Genomic DNA, 15,658 nt, shown 5'->3' with positions numbered 1-15,658 from the left:
TGGTGATCAAGAGGTTTGCGTCACCGCTCCCGGCGTGTCGTGACGCAAACCTCTTGATCACCGGGGTGGGTGGGTGGGGGTTGGGGGTGGGGGTTGGGGGTTAGGCGACGTTGATGGGGCGGAACTGGACGCTCACCCTGGGGCCTACTGGGCGAGTGGTCTTGGGGATGGCGTGTTCCCAGGTGCGCTGGCAGGAGCCGCCCATGACGATCAGGTCGCCGTGTCCCACGGGGAAGCGCAGGCTGTCGCCGCCGCCGCGCGGGCGTAGCAGCAGCGGTCGAGGTGAGCCGAACGAGACGATCGCGACGATGGTGTCCGTGTGCGCGGATCGGCCGATGGTGTCGCCGTGCCAGGCGACGCTGTCGCGGCCGGAGCGGTAGAGGCACATGCCGGCGGTGACGAAAGGTTCGCCCAGCTCGGGTGCGTAGTGCCGGGTCAGGGCCGTGCGCGCGGCCGTGAGCACGGGGTGCGGCAGTTGCCGGTCGCCGTCGTACCAGCAGAGCAGGCGGGGCACGTCGACCTCGCTGTCGTACATGGTCCGGCGCTCCGCCCGCCACGGCACCTCGGTGAGCAGGGTGTCGAGGACCGCGTCGGAGCCGCGTACCCAGCCGGGGAGGTGGTCGACCCAGGCGCCCCGGGTGAGATCGTGCCGCCGGATCTCGCCGGGCAGTGGCCCCAGAGTCGGCCCCGCGTCGGTCAGATCGAGCATCGACGGCTGGTAGGCGGCCTCCATGCAACCCACCCTAGCAGCCCATTAGTACACCCGTGCGAGTGCCGCTCCGCAACGCCCGCAGCGCCCCCACCCCGCGCCGATCTTGCAGTTTCTGTTGCCGATATAAGAGCAGACGCCCCTTGTGTCGCGACAGCAAGTGCAAGATCGGCCGGGGGCGGGTCAGGGGGTGGCGGGGGTTGGGGTTGGGGTTACGGATTCCAGCACGGCGTCCACGACGCGGGCGCGGCCCTGGCCGTCCACGGCGGCCCAGGCTCGGGCGGCCAGCGCCGCCCGGCGTCGCGGCGAGCTGAGCAGCCCGTTGAGCGTTCGCGCCGCCGTCGCGCGGGCGGTCCGCCCGGGCAGCCCGGCGGCGGTCAGTTCCGGCAGTTCGCCGAGGCCGGCGGCCAGGCCGTGGCGCACCACCCGGGAGTACGACTCGCGCTGGTTGTCGACCACGCAGACCAGCGCAGCGGGCGCGCCGAGGCAGCACAGTTCCCAGGTGGAGGTGCCGGCGGCGCTGACCACGAGGTCCGCCTCGGTGATCAGGGCGGGCAGTGCGCCGGTGGGCGGGACGGGACGGACGACCTGCCCCCGCCCGGGGGTGATCGTCTCCAGCTCGGCCTCGATCTCGGGTCGCCCGACGACGACCGTGAGGTCCATCGGGTGGCCGGTGGCCAGCAGTACCCGGGTCAGCGCCGGTGCCGCGCCGACCGCGTCGGTGCCACCGAAGAAGGCCAGCACCCGTGGCCGGCCGACCGTCGTGGCGGGCCGGGGCGTCGCCGGGCGGGCGGTCACGACCGAGTCGCGCAGCAGGGCGTACCCGCTGCCGGCGAGCAGCCGTCCGGGCAGCTCCGGAAGCCGCGCCCCGAAGTTCTGGTCGAGGTAGAGGTCGGCGTCCTGCCCCCGGCTGTCCCCGTCGATGACGGCGAGGGTGAGGATGCCGGCAGCGCGCAGGGCGCCGGCGGCGGCCGGGTCCAGTTCGTACGAGTCGAGGACCACCACGTCGAGGTCGTGTCGTCGGGCCGCCTCGACCAGCTCGCCCGGTGACTCGGGACCGGGGTGCAGCTCGATGCCGCGCTCGGCCAGCTCGGCGCTCGCCCAACCGACGCCCTCGACCGTGCCGAACACCGCGACGTGGGCGCCTCGGGCCAGGAACTCCTCGGCGAGGGCCAGGCAGCGGACGAGGTGCCCGACGCCGCGCCGCGGCCCGGCGTCGCAGCGCAGCCCGACCCGTAGCGTGCTCAGGACTCCTCCAGCCGCTTCTGGCGTACGTCGGCGTTGAGCGCGCGCAGCCGGGGTTGCCCGTCGAGCCAGTCGGCGAGCTTGGCCAGTGGCACGCTGACGTCGCCGAAGTGGTCGGCGACCGCGCTCACCAGCGCCCAGTCCTGCTCGGTGTCGAGGGTCAGCCGCAGCGCCGAACGGTCCGGGGCGAGGGTCACCCCGAGCACCCGGAACAGCTCCGGATGGGTGTACGCGTACGAGGTCACGTGCACCCGGTGGTGGCCGGTGGCGAGCCGGTCCAGGGTACGCAGGGCGTCCGCGCGGATGATCTCGACGTCCAGCCCTCGGGGCAGGGTGCGCGCGATCGACGTGCTCGCGTAGTCCAACCCGGGTACGGCCCGGTACACCGAGGCCACCAGCGTGATGATCTCCGGGTCGAGCAGCGGGCAGTCGGCGGTGAACCGCATGACCGCGTCGCCCGGGTGGGCGGCGAGCGCGCCCACGAACCGGGCCAGCACGTCGTCGACGGGGCCGCGATGGCACGGCACGTCGAGCCGGCGGCACTCGTCGACCACCGCGTCGTCGACGGTGTCGGTGCTCGTGGCGACCACCAGGTCGGCCAGGACGCCGCTGTCGCGGGCGGTGCGGACGACGCGGCCGAGCACGGACCGTCCGGCGAGCGGGCGCAGCACCTTGCCGGGCAGCCGGGACGAGCCCATCCGGGCCTGCACGATGCCGACGATCCGTGCTCCGGCGGCCGCTCCCGCGTCGGCCGTCGCATCCGGACGCGCTGCCGTGGCGGGCCGCGCCGCGGGGCCGGGCGGCGTCGTCGCGGGAGCGTCGTCGTCGATCACTGCTGCTCCTCCTGCTCCGTGACGAGTTGCTTCGGGGCGAGCGCCGCGCGGGCACGCCGCTTCGCGGCACGCGCACCCCGCTTGGCCAGCCGGGCGGGGGTGATGGCGAGCCGGCCGACGCGGTAGCTGATGGACCCGCTGAGCAGGCCGATCTTCGCCTCTGCCCGGCGCAGTGCCCGCTCCCGGGAGGTGAGCAGTTCGTCGGTCCACTTGGTCAGGGCCGCCAGCCGGCTGATCTCCTCGCGTTGGCGCAGCCACGCCTCACGCAACTGCTGGTAGCTGTGCGCCCCGACGGGTGGGTCGGTCGGTTCGACCGCAGTTAGGTCGGTGGCGAGGGCCGTGCGGTGCTCGGCGTCCAGGCCGTGCAGGCTGGCCGTGATCGCCGCTTCGGCCTGGATCGCCTCGGCCACCGTCGTCCGGTCCAGGTCGTGGCCGGCGAGCCCGCCGAGGACGACGGTGAGGCCGGCGACGTCGAGGGTGGACGACCACGGGTGGGCGTACCCGCCGGTGAGCAGGGCCGCCGCGAAGCGCCACAGCCCGCGGGCCAGCACCACGTCGCCGGGGAGCCGGTCGGCGGCCCGCCAGCTCGGGTCGAGTACCGCGAAGCGTTCCCCGTCGACCACCATGTTGTCGGCACTGGCCAGCGCGGCGGCGCCGACGAGCCGTCCGTCGGCGTCGGCCTGATCGGCGAGCCAGCCCGCGTACCCGTGCAGCAGCGCGCGCACCGTGGTCAGGTCGCGGCGCAGCGCGGCGTCGAGCAGCAGGGTGTGCAGCAGCCGCCCGGACGGCACCGGCCCGGTCAGCGCGTCGGGGTCCCGGTACGCGGCCTCGCGGCTGGCGAAGGGCGCGCTCGGCGCGCTCGTGTCGGCGGTGGCGACGTGCCCCCACCGCCAGCCGGACGGGCCGTCGCGCACCTCCAGCACACCGATTCCGGGCTGGCCGGACGAGCCGGTCTGCACCAGCGCCACCGGCAGCTCCCCGTGGGCGGGGGAGTCCATGGGCCCACCGGGCCGGTGGGCCAGCATCAGCCAGGCCGGCGCGAGGTCGGCGGCCCGCCCGGCGTGCAGGGCGTCCACCGCCAGCCGGGCCGGGTCCTGAAGCACCGTGGCGGGAGCGAAGGCGCCGGCGCACGCGCCGTGCAGCACCGCGTCGAACAGCCCGCGGTCCGCGCCGCGGTCGAGCTGGTCGGCGTCGAGCAGGGCCGCCGCCGTCGCGCCATCGGGGTACGCGGCCCAGCAGGCGCTCGGGCGGAGCCCGCTGTCGGTGATCCGCTGCCGGAGCTGGTCCCGGTTGGCGGGGTGGGCCGGGTCGAGCACGCCGCCGATGACCCAGGCGGAGTGGTCGCGGGCGGCGTACCAGGGGGTGGTGGCGACCAGCCGGTGCAGCCCGAGCGGGTTGTCCAGGCGCAGCAGCAGCGCGCCACCGGGGCGTACCGCCGCGACCAGCCGGGCCAGCACGCCGTCCCAGCCGAGCCGGGTGCCCTCCACCGACTCGATCGGGTCCAGGCCGGCGGCGGCGATCACCACGTCGTACGTCTCGTCGCCGGGCAGGCCGGCGGGGCCGCCCACGATGACGCGACTGGCCCGTTGGGCGAGCACCACCGCGTCCGGGTGACTGCGCAGCAGGCAGGTCACCTCGGCGTGGGCGAGCCGGTCGAGCAGCGCCGGGTCGTGCGGGCCGGCCAGCAGGACACGCGCGCCGGACGGCACGACCCGGGCGGCCAGCACGGCGAGCGGCCCGCCGTCGGCCAACCGCTCCTTCGGCAGGTCGGACCAGGCCAGCATCTCGCCGCCGGGCAGGCTGATCCGGCCGGCGGGTGCGGTCTCAGTCGTCACTGTCGTCCTCTTCTTCCCCAAGGTTCGCCCAACCCAGCAGCTCACGCAGCTCGGCAGGGGTGCAGCGGTGGTCGACGCCCAGCTCCGCGCGGGCGATCGAGACGGCGGTGGGCAGGTCGACCCGGGTGCCGTGCAGCTCCGGCCACTGCCGACGGATGCGGGCGGTGCCCCCGAAGGTCGGGTCCTCGTTGGACAGGATCATCGGGTCGCCGTAGACCGCCGGTTCGCAGCCGGCCGCGATGCCGTAGAAGATCGCGCTGGTCAGCCGGTTGGATGCTACCCGGCGGTGCCGGCGCAGCTCGGTCAGTTGCTTGTCGAGGAACTCCGGGTCGGTGTCCTTCCACCAGTGTCCCCGGTAGCCGTGGCAGATCACCCGGAACCCGGCGCGCTCGTAGAGCCGCCGGACGTGGCGCATGCCGTACTCGTGCCAGTAGAGGCAGACCGTCACCGGGCCGGGCTCGGTGTCCCGGATGCGGGCGATCAGTTCCCGGTGGTCGCCCTTGACGTGCTGGCCCTCCCAGCCGTGGAACGGGTACCAGATGGTGCCCTCCCGCTCCTGCTGCGGCGGGTCCTCGGGCCGCATGGCCAGCAGGTAGGCGAACGGTGCGCCGATCACGACGACGTTGCGCCGCCCCACCGACCAGGCCCGGCGGCGGGTCTGCTCGGACCAGAGCAGGCTGGGCGTGCGGTCGGCGTACGGGTGACCTGGCGCCAGGCCGTCGCCGATGTTCCAGCCGTGCTGCACGTACCCGTTGATCCGTGGCGGATGCCGATCGCCGAGACCGGCGTAACGGGCCAGCACGTGGGCGTGGCCGTAGAAGTGGTTCGCGTGGTGCATCAGCTTCCCATCAGGCGGCGGAACGCACCGCGCTACCGCGCAGGATCGCGGTCAGCGCGTCGATGACGCGGTCCTGGTCGGCGTCGCTGAGTCCCGGGTACAGCGGCAGCGACAGCTGCTGGGCGTAGAACGACTCGGCCACCGGGCACGACCCGCGCCGGTAACCCAGGTCGGCGAAGGCCGGGTGCCAGTGCACCGGGATGTAGTTGACCTGTACGCCGATGCCGGCCGCCCGCATCCGGTCGTACACCTCGCGGCGACGGCCGTCGAGCACTCGGATCGGGTAGAGGTGCCAGGCCGGCTCGGCCCACGGCTGCTGGACGGGCAGGCGTACCCCGTCCAGGTCGGCCAGCGCCTCGTTGTAGCGGGCGACGAGCGCGGCCCGGCGGGCCACGAACTCGCCGAGGCGGCGCAGTTGGCTGCGGCCCAGGGCGCAGAGCACGTCGGGCAGGCGGTAGTTCAGCCCGAACTCGGGGACCTCGTAGAACCAGCCGCCCTCGTCGGGGCGGCGCAGGTCGTCGCGCTCGCGGACCATGCCCACGCCACGGAAGCGGCGGGCCCGCTCCAGGATCTGCGGATCCAGCGCGGCGACCCCGCCGCCCTCGGCGGTGGTGAGGTTCTTCGTCGGGAAGAACGAGAACGTGGTCAGGTCGGCGAGTGATCCGACCGGCCGACCGTGGTACGTCCCGCCGATGGAGTGCGCCGCGTCGGCGAGCAGCAGGGCGTCGGTGCCCTCGACGGCCTTGCGCAGCGCGTCGTAGTCGGCCGGGTGGCCGCCGTAGTCGACGGCGGAAACCACCTTGGTACGCGAGGTGACCGCCGCCGCGGCGGCAGCCGGGTCGAGGCAGAAGGTCTCCTCGTCGACGTCCGCGAAGACGATCTTCGCGCCGAGGGCGACAGCGCTGCTGGCGGTCGCGACGAACGTCATGGGCGGCACCACCACCTCGTCGCCCGGTCCGACACCGGCCGCCGCGTACGCCACGTGCAGGGCGGCGGTGCCGTTGGAGACGGCGGCGACACCTGCCGCGCCGGTCACCCGGGCCAGGTCGGCCTCGAACGCGTCGACCTGCGGGCCGGTGGTGAGCCAGTCGCCGCGCAGCACGCCGGCGACGGCCGCGACGTCGTCCTCGGAGATCGACTGCCGGCCGTACGGGAGCATCCCGGTCATGCGGTCAGGCCGAGCATCTCGCGTAGCTGCTCGACGGTGAGCCACTCGTCGTTCGTGTCCGACTGGTAGGCGAAGCCGTCCGGCACGGGCTCGCAGTCGACCGGCGGCTGGTAGCCCCAACCGGCGATGGTCGGCTGGACGATGTAGCGGTCCTTGGCGCGCAGCGTCCGCCGGCTGTCGTCCGGGGCGATCATCTCCTCGTGCAGCTTCTCGCCGGGCCGGATGCCGATCTCGTGGGTGGTGGCGTCCGGGGCGACGGCCTCGACCAGGTCGAGGATGCGCATGCTGGGGATCCGGGGCACGAACAGCTCGCCACCCTGCATCTGGTCGAACGAGTCCATGACGAACTGCACGGCCTGCTCGAGGGTGATCCAGAAACGGGTCATCCGCTTGTCGGTGATCGGCAGGCTCTTGCCCTCGGCGGCCAGCCGGTGGAACAGCGGGACGACCGAACCACGGCTGCCGACCACGTTGCCGTAGCGCACGACGGCGAACCGGGTCGGGTGGTGCGCGGCGTAGTGGTTGGCCGAGACGAACAGCTTGTCGCCGACCAGCTTGGTGGCGCCGTACAGGTTGATCGGGCTGGACGCCTTGTCGGTCGAGAGCGCGATGACCTTCTTGACGCCCGCCTCGATCGCCGCGTCCACCACGTGCTGCGAGCCGGTGATGTTGGTGGCGATGAACTCCGACGGGTTGTACTCCGCGGTGTCCACCTGCTTCAGGGCGGCGGCGTGCACCACGTGGTCCACGCCGTGCATCGCCCGCGTGAGGCGGTGCCGGTCCCGGATGTCGCCGATGAACCAGCGCAGGCGCGGGTCGTCGCCGAGCTGCTGGCGCAACTCGTACTGCTTGAGCTCGTCGCGGGAGAAGACCACCACCCGGGCGGGGTCGGCCTCGGTGAGGATGTGCCGGAGGAAGGTCCTGCCGAAGGAACCCGTTCCCCCGGTGATCAGAATGGACGATCCATTCAACTCACTCAATTTGGTGCTCCCGTGATCGTGGATGAACCGGCGGCCCTCGGCCGGCCGACCGGGGTGAGACGCTAACGGCGGCGGGTTAACGCACCGGCGCTCGCGGGTTAACCGCTTCCCCTGCCGTCGTGAATGGCGGGCACCGCGCAGGCGAACACTTCCGACCGTTCGGAAAGCGGGCTGACCAGCGGAGATCCGGCCGCTACAGTGGCCGCGCGAGCGACCCGGCAGCCTTGCGCGCGTCGTGGTCGCCGCGTTCACCCGACATCCGCACCGCCTCGGTGCGAGCGGATCATCCCCGAGCGTCACCAGCCTGTCCGGCGTGCCCAGCGCCGGTCCGGCCGGCGGTTCAGGAGGCGTTGATGGCAACCGGCAGCGACGTGATCGAACGGCCGGCGGTCCCGGCCGAGACAGCGCCCGCGACACCCGCACGCCGCTGGCTGGTGCCGCTGCTGCTGTTCGTCGGTTGGGTGCTGAGCGTCGCCTGGCGCATGTGGCTGTCGCGGCACATCGCGCTGCCCATCGCCCACACCGACGAGGACAGCTATCTGAACACCGCGCGCGCCCTCGCCGGCGGTCCGGGCGGCTTCAGCAGCGAGAACGACCTGCTCCGCCGGGTCGGATACCCCATGCTCATCTCGCCCGCGTTCCTCGGCCACCACGACTTCGCCGACAGTTACCGCCTCGTCCAGCTGATCAACGCGATGGTCAACTCGACGCTGCTGCCGCTGGCGTACCTCCTGGGCCGGCGGGTGCTCCGGCTGCCCCGCGCGTCGGCGTTGCTCGCGGCGGTGGTGGCGGCCACGCTGCCGGCCACCGCCTTCTACGCCGGCGTCGCGATGATCGACACGGTGATGGCGCCGCTGGTGGTCGCCTGGCTGCTCGCCGTACACCGCTGGATCGAACGCCCCGGGCCGCTCGCGGCGGCCACCGTGGGCCTGCTGGTGGGGGCGTTCCACCTGCTGCACTCGCGCGGTCTGGTGATCGTGGCCGTGCACGCCGGCCTGGTCCTGCTGCTGTTCGTGCGCCGCCGGATCACCCCCGTCGCGGTGCTCGCGGCGCTGCTGCCGGTGCTGGCCCTGGCGCTGGTCAACGAGGCCGGCATCCGCTTCCTCGGGGACAAGGTCTACCTGCTGGGCAGCACCCCCGGCGGCGGCACCGTCGCCGCCGTCGCCTCCGCGCAGGGGGTGGTCCGCGTCGGGGCGGCCGTCACCACCCAGCTCTGGTACCTCGTGGTGATCACGTTCGGGCTGGCCGGGATCGCCTGGGCCGCCGCCGTCAAGGAGCTGTGGCGTCCGCGCCACGGTGACCCCACCCGCTGGACGATGGGTGTGGCGCTGGTCGTGAGCGTCGGGGTCGCCAGCGGCGCGTCGGTGATCCTGGCCGGCATCACCGGCAAGCCGTTGGACGCGATCTACGGCCGCTACGTGCAGATGCTCGCCCCGTTCTGGCTGCTGGTCGGGCTCGGGGTCCTGCTCACCGAGGAGCGCCGGGTGGCGCTGCGCCGGGCTGCGGTCGCGGTGGGCCTGCTGGTCGTCGGCGGCGCGGTGGTCGCCGGTCGCCTCGCGTACGTGGCCAGCCGAGGTCACTCGCTGCGCTACGGCGGCTTCGGCGCGCCGGACCTGATGGCGTTGACCAACGGTTGGCGCGAGATGCGTCCGGTGCTCGGGTCGCTGATCGGCATCGGCGCGTGCGTGCTGCTGGTGGCCGCGGTCCGCGTGCCCCGCCTGCGGCTGCCGGTGCTCGGCGTCCTGGTCGTGGCCAACCTGCTCACCATGCAGGTGATCGACCAACGGCTGGTGCGGCCCATGGCGGCGAGCACCGCGCCGACCCCCCGGGTCGCCGACGTCGGCGTACGCCCCGGCGAGCGCGTCTGGGCCTCCACCGGCGTGCACTACATCCTGCGGTTCAACCTGAGCCACCAGGTGACCTGGACCGACGTGCGGTGGTTCCGCGAGCAGCCACCCGCCGCCGCGCAGGTGGTGTTCGCCCGGTGGGCGCCCGGCCAGCCGGACGACTGGGACGGCGCGAGGTACGGCTTCGTCCGGCTCGGCGGCAACGAGCAGCAGCACTGGGCGGCCTGGCGGCGCGCCTGATCCGATATTCGTTCGCACCCGGTGGACACCGCAATTGCGTGAACGGCGGATGTCCACCGGGTTAATGCTTATCTGCCAACGTGCAAAATAGCGGTGGTAATCAGCGTTGGCGGCGATCCTCGCGCGCCAGGGAAATCGGAATGACGGTGATTTCCCGCCCGTCGGACAGTTCCTGCCGTGGCGTGCCCTCGACGAATCGGAAACGTCGGTTCATCTGCCGCACGACGGTGTTGTGCGCCAGCACCTCGCCGTCGAGCCGCGTCAGGTGCAACCCGTCGAAGGCGTACTCCACGGCCTCCCGCATCACCCCCAGCCAGGCCGGCAGCGTCTCGCCCCGCCCGGCCAGCCCGTCGGCGTCCAGGTAGAAGCCCCACGCCCCGGTTCGTGGGGCGTCCAGCCGCAGGTCGAAGAAGGTGACGACACCGCAGGGCCGGTCGTCGTGGACGTACGTCAGGACGCGCCGCGTCGGGTCGTCGCGCACCGCCGACCACCACCGGGCGTGCTCCTCGGCGGTGATCTCGTGGCTGGTCTTGCTGACCTGACGGTTGGTTTCCTGATTACGCCAGGACAACATCAGATGAACGTCGTCCGCCGTCGCTTCGCGTAGCACGTGCTCCCGCTTTCCTGTCTGAACACAACCGGTCCCGGCACCTTACCCGGGCCCACCGGGAAAGCAGTTATCCATTCGTTGGGTTGTAGACTCCGGCGCATGAACGAATTGAGTCGCGCGCAGATCCGCGACCTCATGGCGCAGGTGCTCAAGAACCAGGACAAGGAGCTGCCCGCCGACGACGCGGCGCAGCTGCGGGACATCGGTTTCCGCTCGCTGGACTTCTCCGAGCTGGCCCTGCGCGTCGAGGACGAGACGGGGGAGGAGCTCAACTTCGACGCTCCCGGCCTGCGCCGCATCGCCACCATCGGCGACGTCCTCGACTTCCTCGTCGAGCTACAGCAGCAGTGACCGTCGCGACCCACCACCCGGCCACCGCGGGCCCGGAACCGGCCGGCGTCGACAACCGGCTCGTCGTGGGCGGCGCCGCGCTGACGTGGCGGACGTTGCCGACGCCGGAGCTGCCCGACCCCGCCGCGGTGCTGGCGCACTCCGCCCGGCACGCGCTCGTCGCCGCGCGGCAGCACGCCGTGCACGGCACCGAGTTGCTGCTCAGCACCGCGAGCCGGGTGGACGCGGCGATGCGCGCGGAGCTGGACGACGCCGGCTTCACCCTGACCCTCCTCGACGACGACGGCGCGCACCCCAGCGCGCCGGCCCGACCGCGCCCCGCCGAACCCGGCCGGCTGTGGCTGCTGACCTCCGGCTCGACGGGCCGCCCCAAGCGGGTCGGGCACACCCTCGACACGTTGACCACCGTGCGGGCCGACCAGCCCGACCGGACCTGGCTGTGCCCCTACGCCCCCGGCACGTACGCCTGGTGGCAGGTCGTGACCCTGTCGCTGACCCAGCCCGGCCAGCACCTGGTGGTCATCGAGCCGGACGAACTGGACGACTGGCCGGCGGTCGCCGCCGCGCACGGGGTCGACGCCGCGTCCGGCACGCCCACCTTCTGGCGGCGCACCCTCTACCGGGACGCCGCCGCGTTGGCCCGGGTGCCGCTGCGTCAGATCACCCTCGGTGGCGAGCCGGTGGACCAGGCGATCCTGGACCAGCTGCGCGAGGTCTTCCCGGCCGCGCGGATCTCCTGGATCTACGCGTCCTCGGAGGTCGGCGCGTCCATCGTGGTGCACGACGGGCGGGCCGGGTTCCCCGCCGAGTGGCTGGACCGGGAAACCGAGGGCCGACCCACCCTGTCGGTGCGTGCCGACGAACTGGTCGTCACCTCCCCGTACCACGGGGTCGGACTGTCCGGCCCGGTCCGCACCGGGGACCGGGTGCAGGTGGTCGACGGGCGGGTGCTGATCACGGGTCGGTTGGACACCGACGAGATCAACGTGGGTGGGAGCAAGGTCTCCGCCGGTCTGGTCCGTGGCGTGCTGACCCAGCATCCCGGTGTGGCCTGGGCCCGCGTCACCGGTCGCCGCGCCCCGGTGCTCGGCCGGATGGTCGTCGCCGACGTGGTCCTCGCACCCGCCGGGCACGCGGACGCCCCGCTGCCCGACGAGGCCGCGCTGGTCCGCTGGTGCGCCGACCGGCTGCCCGAGCACGCCGTGCCCCGCCGGATCCGTGTGCTGACCGATATTCCCGTCAAGGAGACCCTGAAGAGCGATGTCTGACCCCGCCGACACCAAGCTCGTTCCCCCCAGCTCCGTGGTCCTCGTCTCCGGCGGTTCCCGAGGGCTGGGCCTGGCCATCGTCACCGACCTGCTCGACGCGGGCGTACGGGTGGCCGCGTTCGCCCGTACCGTCACCCCCGAGCTGGAGAAGCTCGCCGCCGAGCATCCCGACCGGGTGCACGTCGGTTCGGTCGACGTCACCGACCTGCGCGCCGCGCAGGGCTTCGTCCGCGAGGTGGAGCAGCGCCTCGGCCCGATCGACGGCATCGTCAACAACGCCGCCGTCGGGCAGGACTCCCTGCACGTGCACACCGCGACCGACGACATCGCCCGGATCATCGAGACCAACCTGACCGCGCCGCTGCAACTGACCCGGCTGGTGATCCGTCGGATGCTCGGCAAGGGGCTGCGCGGCCGCATCGTCAACATCACCTCGATCTGCGCGCAGCGCGGCTTCCCGGGCCTGGTCGCATACTCGGCCACCAAGGGCGGCATGGACGCCGCCACCCGCTCGCTCGCCCGGGAGCTCGGCGGCCGGATGCTGGTCAACGCGGTCGCGCCCGGCTTCTTCGCCTCGGAGATGTCCGCCGTGCTCGGCCCGACCCAGCTCGACCAGATCGTGCGCCGTACCCCGACCGGCCACCTGACCGAGCCGGAGGAGGTCGTACCGGTGGTGCGGATGCTGCTGCGCGAGCACACCAACATCAACGGCCAGGTCATCGCGGTGGACGGTGCCGCCTCCATCTGACCTGCGGTCGGTGCCGGGACTGCTCGCCGCCGCCGAACGGCACCTACGGATCGGTACGCCCGCCGACCTGGCCTCGGCGACGACCCGCAGTCACCTCGACGACGGGCGCTGCGTCGGCTGGTACGGCCCGCCGGTGCCGGGTTGGCGCTTGGCAATCGACGCGGAGCGCGTGAACGCCCCGGTGCCCCCGGCGCTGGCCCGCCGCTTCGGCGCCGGTGACTTCTGGGCCCGGTGGACCCGGGCCGAGTGCTGCTGCAAGTTGGTCGACGTGCCGATCGCGGCCTGGTGGCGCCGGCACGGGCTGGGCACTCCGGTGAACGGCGCCATCCTCTGGCGCACCCTGCGGGTCGCCGACCTGGTGGTCACCGTCGGCGTCGCCCCCGGGCAGGGCGCCGGGCTGATCGGCCGCGACTGACGGCGGGGTGCCGGTGTTGTCGGCGGTGCCTGTCGAGCTGCCCCATCGGTGGGCCGGGATGGCACCCACGACATGCGCCCATTTCCGGGGCAGCTCGACAGGAGGCGCACCGGGCACTGCCGGCCGCAGTGCCGGGCACCCCGCGGCGCCTCTACCGGCGCGGCGGGGCACCCGACCGCACAGCGGTCAGATCAGGTCCCAGCTCAGCGGGGTGCCGCGCGGGACGTCGGAGGTGAAGGTGCGGCCCAACACCCTGTCGATCTCGATCGGGGCCAGGCCGCCGGCCGGTCGGATCGACCGGACGTTCTGTGCCGTCACCGGGTCGCCGGCCCGGACGTCCTCGACCACGAACAGCGAACGGCGGAACCGCAGCCCTTCCCGCTCGGCCGGTGTCGGACCGATCGCGGTGCCGCCCAGCGCCGCGTAGGCGCGGCCCGACTCCTCGACGAGCGCCGTCAACTCCGCCGGGTTCAGCGAGAAGTCCGAGTCCACGCCGCCGTCGGCCCGGTCCAGGGTCACGTGCTTCTCGATGAAGCAGGCGCCCAGCGCCACCGAGGCGACCGCCACGCCGATACCGGGCGTGTGGTCGGAGAGCCCGACCGGCACGTCGAACGCGCCGGCCAGCACCGGCAGGCGGCGCAGGTTGCTGTCGGCGGGGGGCGCCGGGTAGGACGCGGTGCAGGCCAGCAGGACGATGCCCGCCGCGCCGCCGTCGCGCGCGGTCCGTACGGCGGCGTCGATCTCGGCGACCGTCGCCATCCCGGTCGAGATCACCATCGGCTTGCCGGTGCTGGCCACCAACCGGATCAGCGGCAGGTCCACCAGTTCCGAGGACGCGATCTTGTACGCCGGGGCGTCCAACGACTCCAGCAGCTCCACGGCGGTCGCGTCGAACGGTGACGAGAAGACCGTCAGCCCGCGCTCGCGGGCCCGCGCGAAGATCGGGGCGTGCCACTCGTACGGGGTGTGCGCGCGCTCGTAGAGGCGGTACAGGTTCTCCCCGCCCCACAGCTCGTGCCCGCCGGAGATGCGGAAGGCCGGGGTGTCGACGTCGATCGTGATCGTGTCCGGCCGGTACGTCTGCAGCTTGAGCGCGTGCGCGCCGCTCTCGGCGACCGCGTCCACGATGGCCAGCGCCCGGTCCAGGTCGCCGTTGTGGTTACCGGACATCTCGGCGACCACGAAGGGCCGCTCCCCGGCACCGACCGCGTGCGGTCCGATCTTGATTGTCGCCGTCATTCCGACCTCTGTTCCCTTACGCCCGCACCGACGTGCGGTGGTGCTGTCGTCGTCCCCCCGAACGGGTGGACGACCTGAAAAACCCCGGCACCCGCCGAACGAGTCACGGCAGGCGGCCACCGGCCAGCGCGTCCGACCGTCCCGGCCGGCCGGCGGCGGGCCCGCCGTCCGACCTGCTCGCCGACCGCGCCGCTCGGGAGGGGTCGTCGGCCGACGACGAGCCGGCGCCAGCGGTCGGGCCGGGCCGTCGCCACCGGCCCGTGACCCGGTGCGCCTGCCGCAGCGCCGAGTACGCCAGCCAGTCACCCCGCCCCACCAGGCGGTGCTTGAGGCCGGTGACCCCGGGCGGCATCGGGTAGCCCCCGGGGGGCAGGTATCGGCGGTAGTGCTCGGCGACCCGGTGGAAGAAGGCGCGCCGCAGGTGTGGGTGCAGCCGTCCGTCGTTGCCGACCACCACCAGGTAGTGGCTGATCATCAGCTCGAACAGCTCGGCACGCAGACCCTCGTCCGGGTGCCGGCGGGCGACCCAGTCCATCAGCCGCTCGTACTGGCCGAACGCGTCGAAGTGCCGGCCACTGCGGGTGGAGGTGATCGCGCCCTGGCGGCCCTGCCGGTACAGGTAGCAGACCCGGTCCAGCACCGAGATCTTCTCCGCGCCGATCAGCAGCGGGTGGCTGAACGGGATGTCCTCGTACCAGCCGGGAAAGAAGCGCAGCTCCAACTCGTCGAGGAAGTCCCGGCGTACCACCTTGTTCCACGCCGTGTGCTGCACCCGCAGCAGGTGCGGCTGGTCGGCGAGGCGGGCCACGCCCGGCACCCCGCGCAGCAGGTGGCTGCTCGCGTCGACCTCCCGCCGGCCGTCCTCGTGCACCCGCAGGTGGTCCAGCATGAGGACGTCGGGCTGGTGTTCACGCAGCCGGTCCAGCACCGCCGCGATCGTGCCCGGCGGCAGCCAGTCGTCGCTGTCGACGAACCACACGTACCGGCCGGTGGCCACGTCGAGGCCCGCGTTGCGGGCCAGGCCGAGGCCCACGTTCTCTTCCAGGTGTACGACCCGGACGTTGTCGCGTCCCGTGGCGTAGGAACGCAGCATCGCGCCGCAGCCGTCCGGGGAGGCGTCGTCCACGGCGATCAGCTCGACCGCCTCCGACTCGCCCACCGGGATGTCCGCCCGGATCGACTCGAGGCACTGGTACAGGTAAGCCTCGACGCCGTAGACGGGCACGACGATGCTCAGCAGCGGCGTGTGCGTCGGCTCATTGACCACGTCGCCACCTTCGACGACGCGGATGGCCGGCCCCGGAACCACACGTGGCCGCGGATGGTGGAATC

At 73.1% G+C, this 15,658-nt stretch carries 15 protein-coding genes; 5 read left to right on the top strand and 10 right to left on the bottom strand.

Annotated elements, in window-relative coordinates; genetic code table 11:
- Positions 1 to 100: 100 nt before the first annotated feature.
- From ABZ272_RS14145 to pseB, 7 genes are all read right to left on the bottom strand, one after another.
- Positions 101 to 733 carry an alpha-ketoglutarate-dependent dioxygenase AlkB gene (locus ABZ272_RS14145; RefSeq protein ID WP_355050349.1) on the bottom strand — a complete coding sequence of 211 codons (633 nt, stop codon included), beginning with the start codon at positions 731 to 733 and terminating at the stop codon, positions 101 to 103.
- A 159-nt stretch (positions 734 to 892) separates the two neighbouring features.
- On the bottom strand, positions 893 to 1,957 hold the full coding sequence (locus tag ABZ272_RS14140) for a spore coat protein (RefSeq protein ID WP_355050500.1): 1,065 nt from the start codon (positions 1,955 to 1,957) through the stop codon (positions 893 to 895).
- The gene (locus ABZ272_RS14135; RefSeq protein ID WP_355050499.1) at positions 1,954 to 2,676 is read right to left on the bottom strand and encodes a glycosyltransferase family protein; all 723 of its coding nucleotides are present in this window, start codon (positions 2,674 to 2,676) and stop codon (positions 1,954 to 1,956) included. Before ABZ272_RS14135 ends, ABZ272_RS14140 begins: the two co-directional genes overlap by 4 nt.
- Before the next feature lie 107 nt (positions 2,677 to 2,783).
- Positions 2,784 to 4,622 (bottom strand): class I SAM-dependent methyltransferase, encoded by a 1,839-nt coding sequence (locus ABZ272_RS14130; RefSeq protein WP_355050348.1) that lies wholly within the window; start codon positions 4,620 to 4,622, stop codon positions 2,784 to 2,786.
- Positions 4,612 to 5,460: a hypothetical protein gene (locus ABZ272_RS14125; protein ID WP_355050347.1), complete on the bottom strand. Its 849-nt coding sequence runs from the start codon at positions 5,458 to 5,460 to the stop codon at positions 4,612 to 4,614. Before ABZ272_RS14125 ends, ABZ272_RS14130 begins: the two co-directional genes overlap by 11 nt.
- 10 nt (positions 5,461 to 5,470) lie before the next feature.
- Positions 5,471 to 6,628, bottom strand: coding sequence for an aminotransferase class I/II-fold pyridoxal phosphate-dependent enzyme (locus ABZ272_RS14120; protein ID WP_355050346.1), 1,158 nt, complete (start codon positions 6,626 to 6,628; stop codon positions 5,471 to 5,473).
- Entirely contained in the window at positions 6,625 to 7,608 is a 984-nt protein-coding gene (pseB, locus tag ABZ272_RS14115) for a UDP-N-acetylglucosamine 4,6-dehydratase (inverting) (RefSeq protein WP_355050345.1), read from the bottom strand. Before pseB ends, ABZ272_RS14120 begins: the two co-directional genes overlap by 4 nt.
- Before the next feature lie 353 nt (positions 7,609 to 7,961).
- On the opposite strand from pseB, the gene ABZ272_RS14110 reads away from it, so the two are divergent.
- Positions 7,962 to 9,695 (top strand): hypothetical protein, encoded by a 1,734-nt coding sequence (locus ABZ272_RS14110; RefSeq protein ID WP_355050344.1) that lies wholly within the window; start codon positions 7,962 to 7,964, stop codon positions 9,693 to 9,695.
- 100 nt (positions 9,696 to 9,795) lie between these two features.
- Here ABZ272_RS14110 and ABZ272_RS14105 read toward each other — a convergent pair whose 3' ends face one another.
- Entirely contained in the window at positions 9,796 to 10,305 is a 510-nt protein-coding gene (locus ABZ272_RS14105; RefSeq protein WP_355050343.1) for a GNAT family N-acetyltransferase, read from the bottom strand.
- A 99-nt stretch (positions 10,306 to 10,404) separates the two neighbouring features.
- Here ABZ272_RS14105 and ABZ272_RS14100 point away from each other — a divergent pair, with 99 nt between their 5' ends.
- The 4 genes from ABZ272_RS14100 to ABZ272_RS14085 are packed head-to-tail and all read left to right on the top strand — an operon-like array spanning position 10,405 to position 13,087.
- Positions 10,405 to 10,656, top strand: a complete 252-nt coding sequence (locus ABZ272_RS14100) for an acyl carrier protein (protein WP_355050342.1) — start codon at positions 10,405 to 10,407, stop codon at positions 10,654 to 10,656.
- Positions 10,653 to 11,924 carry an AMP-binding protein gene (locus ABZ272_RS14095; protein ID WP_355050341.1) on the top strand — a complete coding sequence of 424 codons (1,272 nt, stop codon included), beginning with the start codon at positions 10,653 to 10,655 and terminating at the stop codon, positions 11,922 to 11,924. The genes ABZ272_RS14100 and ABZ272_RS14095 overlap by 4 nt, the downstream gene beginning before the upstream one ends.
- Positions 11,917 to 12,672 carry an SDR family NAD(P)-dependent oxidoreductase gene (locus ABZ272_RS14090; RefSeq protein WP_355050340.1) on the top strand — a complete coding sequence of 252 codons (756 nt, stop codon included), beginning with the start codon at positions 11,917 to 11,919 and terminating at the stop codon, positions 12,670 to 12,672. Before ABZ272_RS14095 ends, ABZ272_RS14090 begins: the two co-directional genes overlap by 8 nt.
- Complete coding sequence (locus ABZ272_RS14085; protein WP_355050339.1) at positions 12,656 to 13,087, top strand: hypothetical protein; 432 nt, start codon at positions 12,656 to 12,658, stop codon at positions 13,085 to 13,087. Before ABZ272_RS14090 ends, ABZ272_RS14085 begins: the two co-directional genes overlap by 17 nt.
- A gap of 186 nt (positions 13,088 to 13,273) precedes the next feature.
- On the opposite strand, the gene pseI is transcribed toward ABZ272_RS14085, so the two are convergent.
- The gene (gene pseI / locus ABZ272_RS14080) at positions 13,274 to 14,326 is read right to left on the bottom strand and encodes a pseudaminic acid synthase (RefSeq protein WP_355050338.1); all 1,053 of its coding nucleotides are present in this window, start codon (positions 14,324 to 14,326) and stop codon (positions 13,274 to 13,276) included.
- 103 nt (positions 14,327 to 14,429) lie between these two features.
- On the bottom strand, positions 14,430 to 15,593 hold the full coding sequence (locus ABZ272_RS14075; protein WP_355050337.1) for a glycosyltransferase: 1,164 nt from the start codon (positions 15,591 to 15,593) through the stop codon (positions 14,430 to 14,432).
- Positions 15,594 to 15,658: the final 65 nt, after the last annotated feature.

Source organism: Micromonospora sp. NPDC005979, from assembly GCF_040614415.1.
Lineage (GTDB): Bacteria > Actinomycetota > Actinomycetes > Mycobacteriales > Micromonosporaceae > Micromonospora.
This window is presented reverse-complemented; position numbering and strand designations above follow the sequence as displayed.

What these genes read in the sequence shown, in the direction of transcription:
- ABZ272_RS14145 (WP_355050349.1), bottom strand. Translation starts at nt 733, where the DNA reads ATGGAGGCCGCCTACCAGCCGTCGATGCTCGATCTGACCGACGCGGGG.
- ABZ272_RS14125 (WP_355050347.1), bottom strand. Translation starts at nt 5,460, where the DNA reads ATGCACCACGCGAACCACTTCTACGGCCACGCCCACGTGCTGGCCCGT.
- ABZ272_RS14120 (WP_355050346.1), bottom strand. Translation starts at nt 6,628, where the DNA reads ATGACCGGGATGCTCCCGTACGGCCGGCAGTCGATCTCCGAGGACGAC.
- ABZ272_RS14110 (WP_355050344.1), top strand. Translation starts at nt 7,962, where the DNA reads ATGGCAACCGGCAGCGACGTGATCGAACGGCCGGCGGTCCCGGCCGAG.
- ABZ272_RS14100 (WP_355050342.1), top strand. Translation starts at nt 10,405, where the DNA reads ATGAACGAATTGAGTCGCGCGCAGATCCGCGACCTCATGGCGCAGGTG.
- ABZ272_RS14090 (WP_355050340.1), top strand. Translation starts at nt 11,917, where the DNA reads ATGTCTGACCCCGCCGACACCAAGCTCGTTCCCCCCAGCTCCGTGGTC.
- pseI (WP_355050338.1), bottom strand. Translation starts at nt 14,326, where the DNA reads ATGACGGCGACAATCAAGATCGGACCGCACGCGGTCGGTGCCGGGGAG.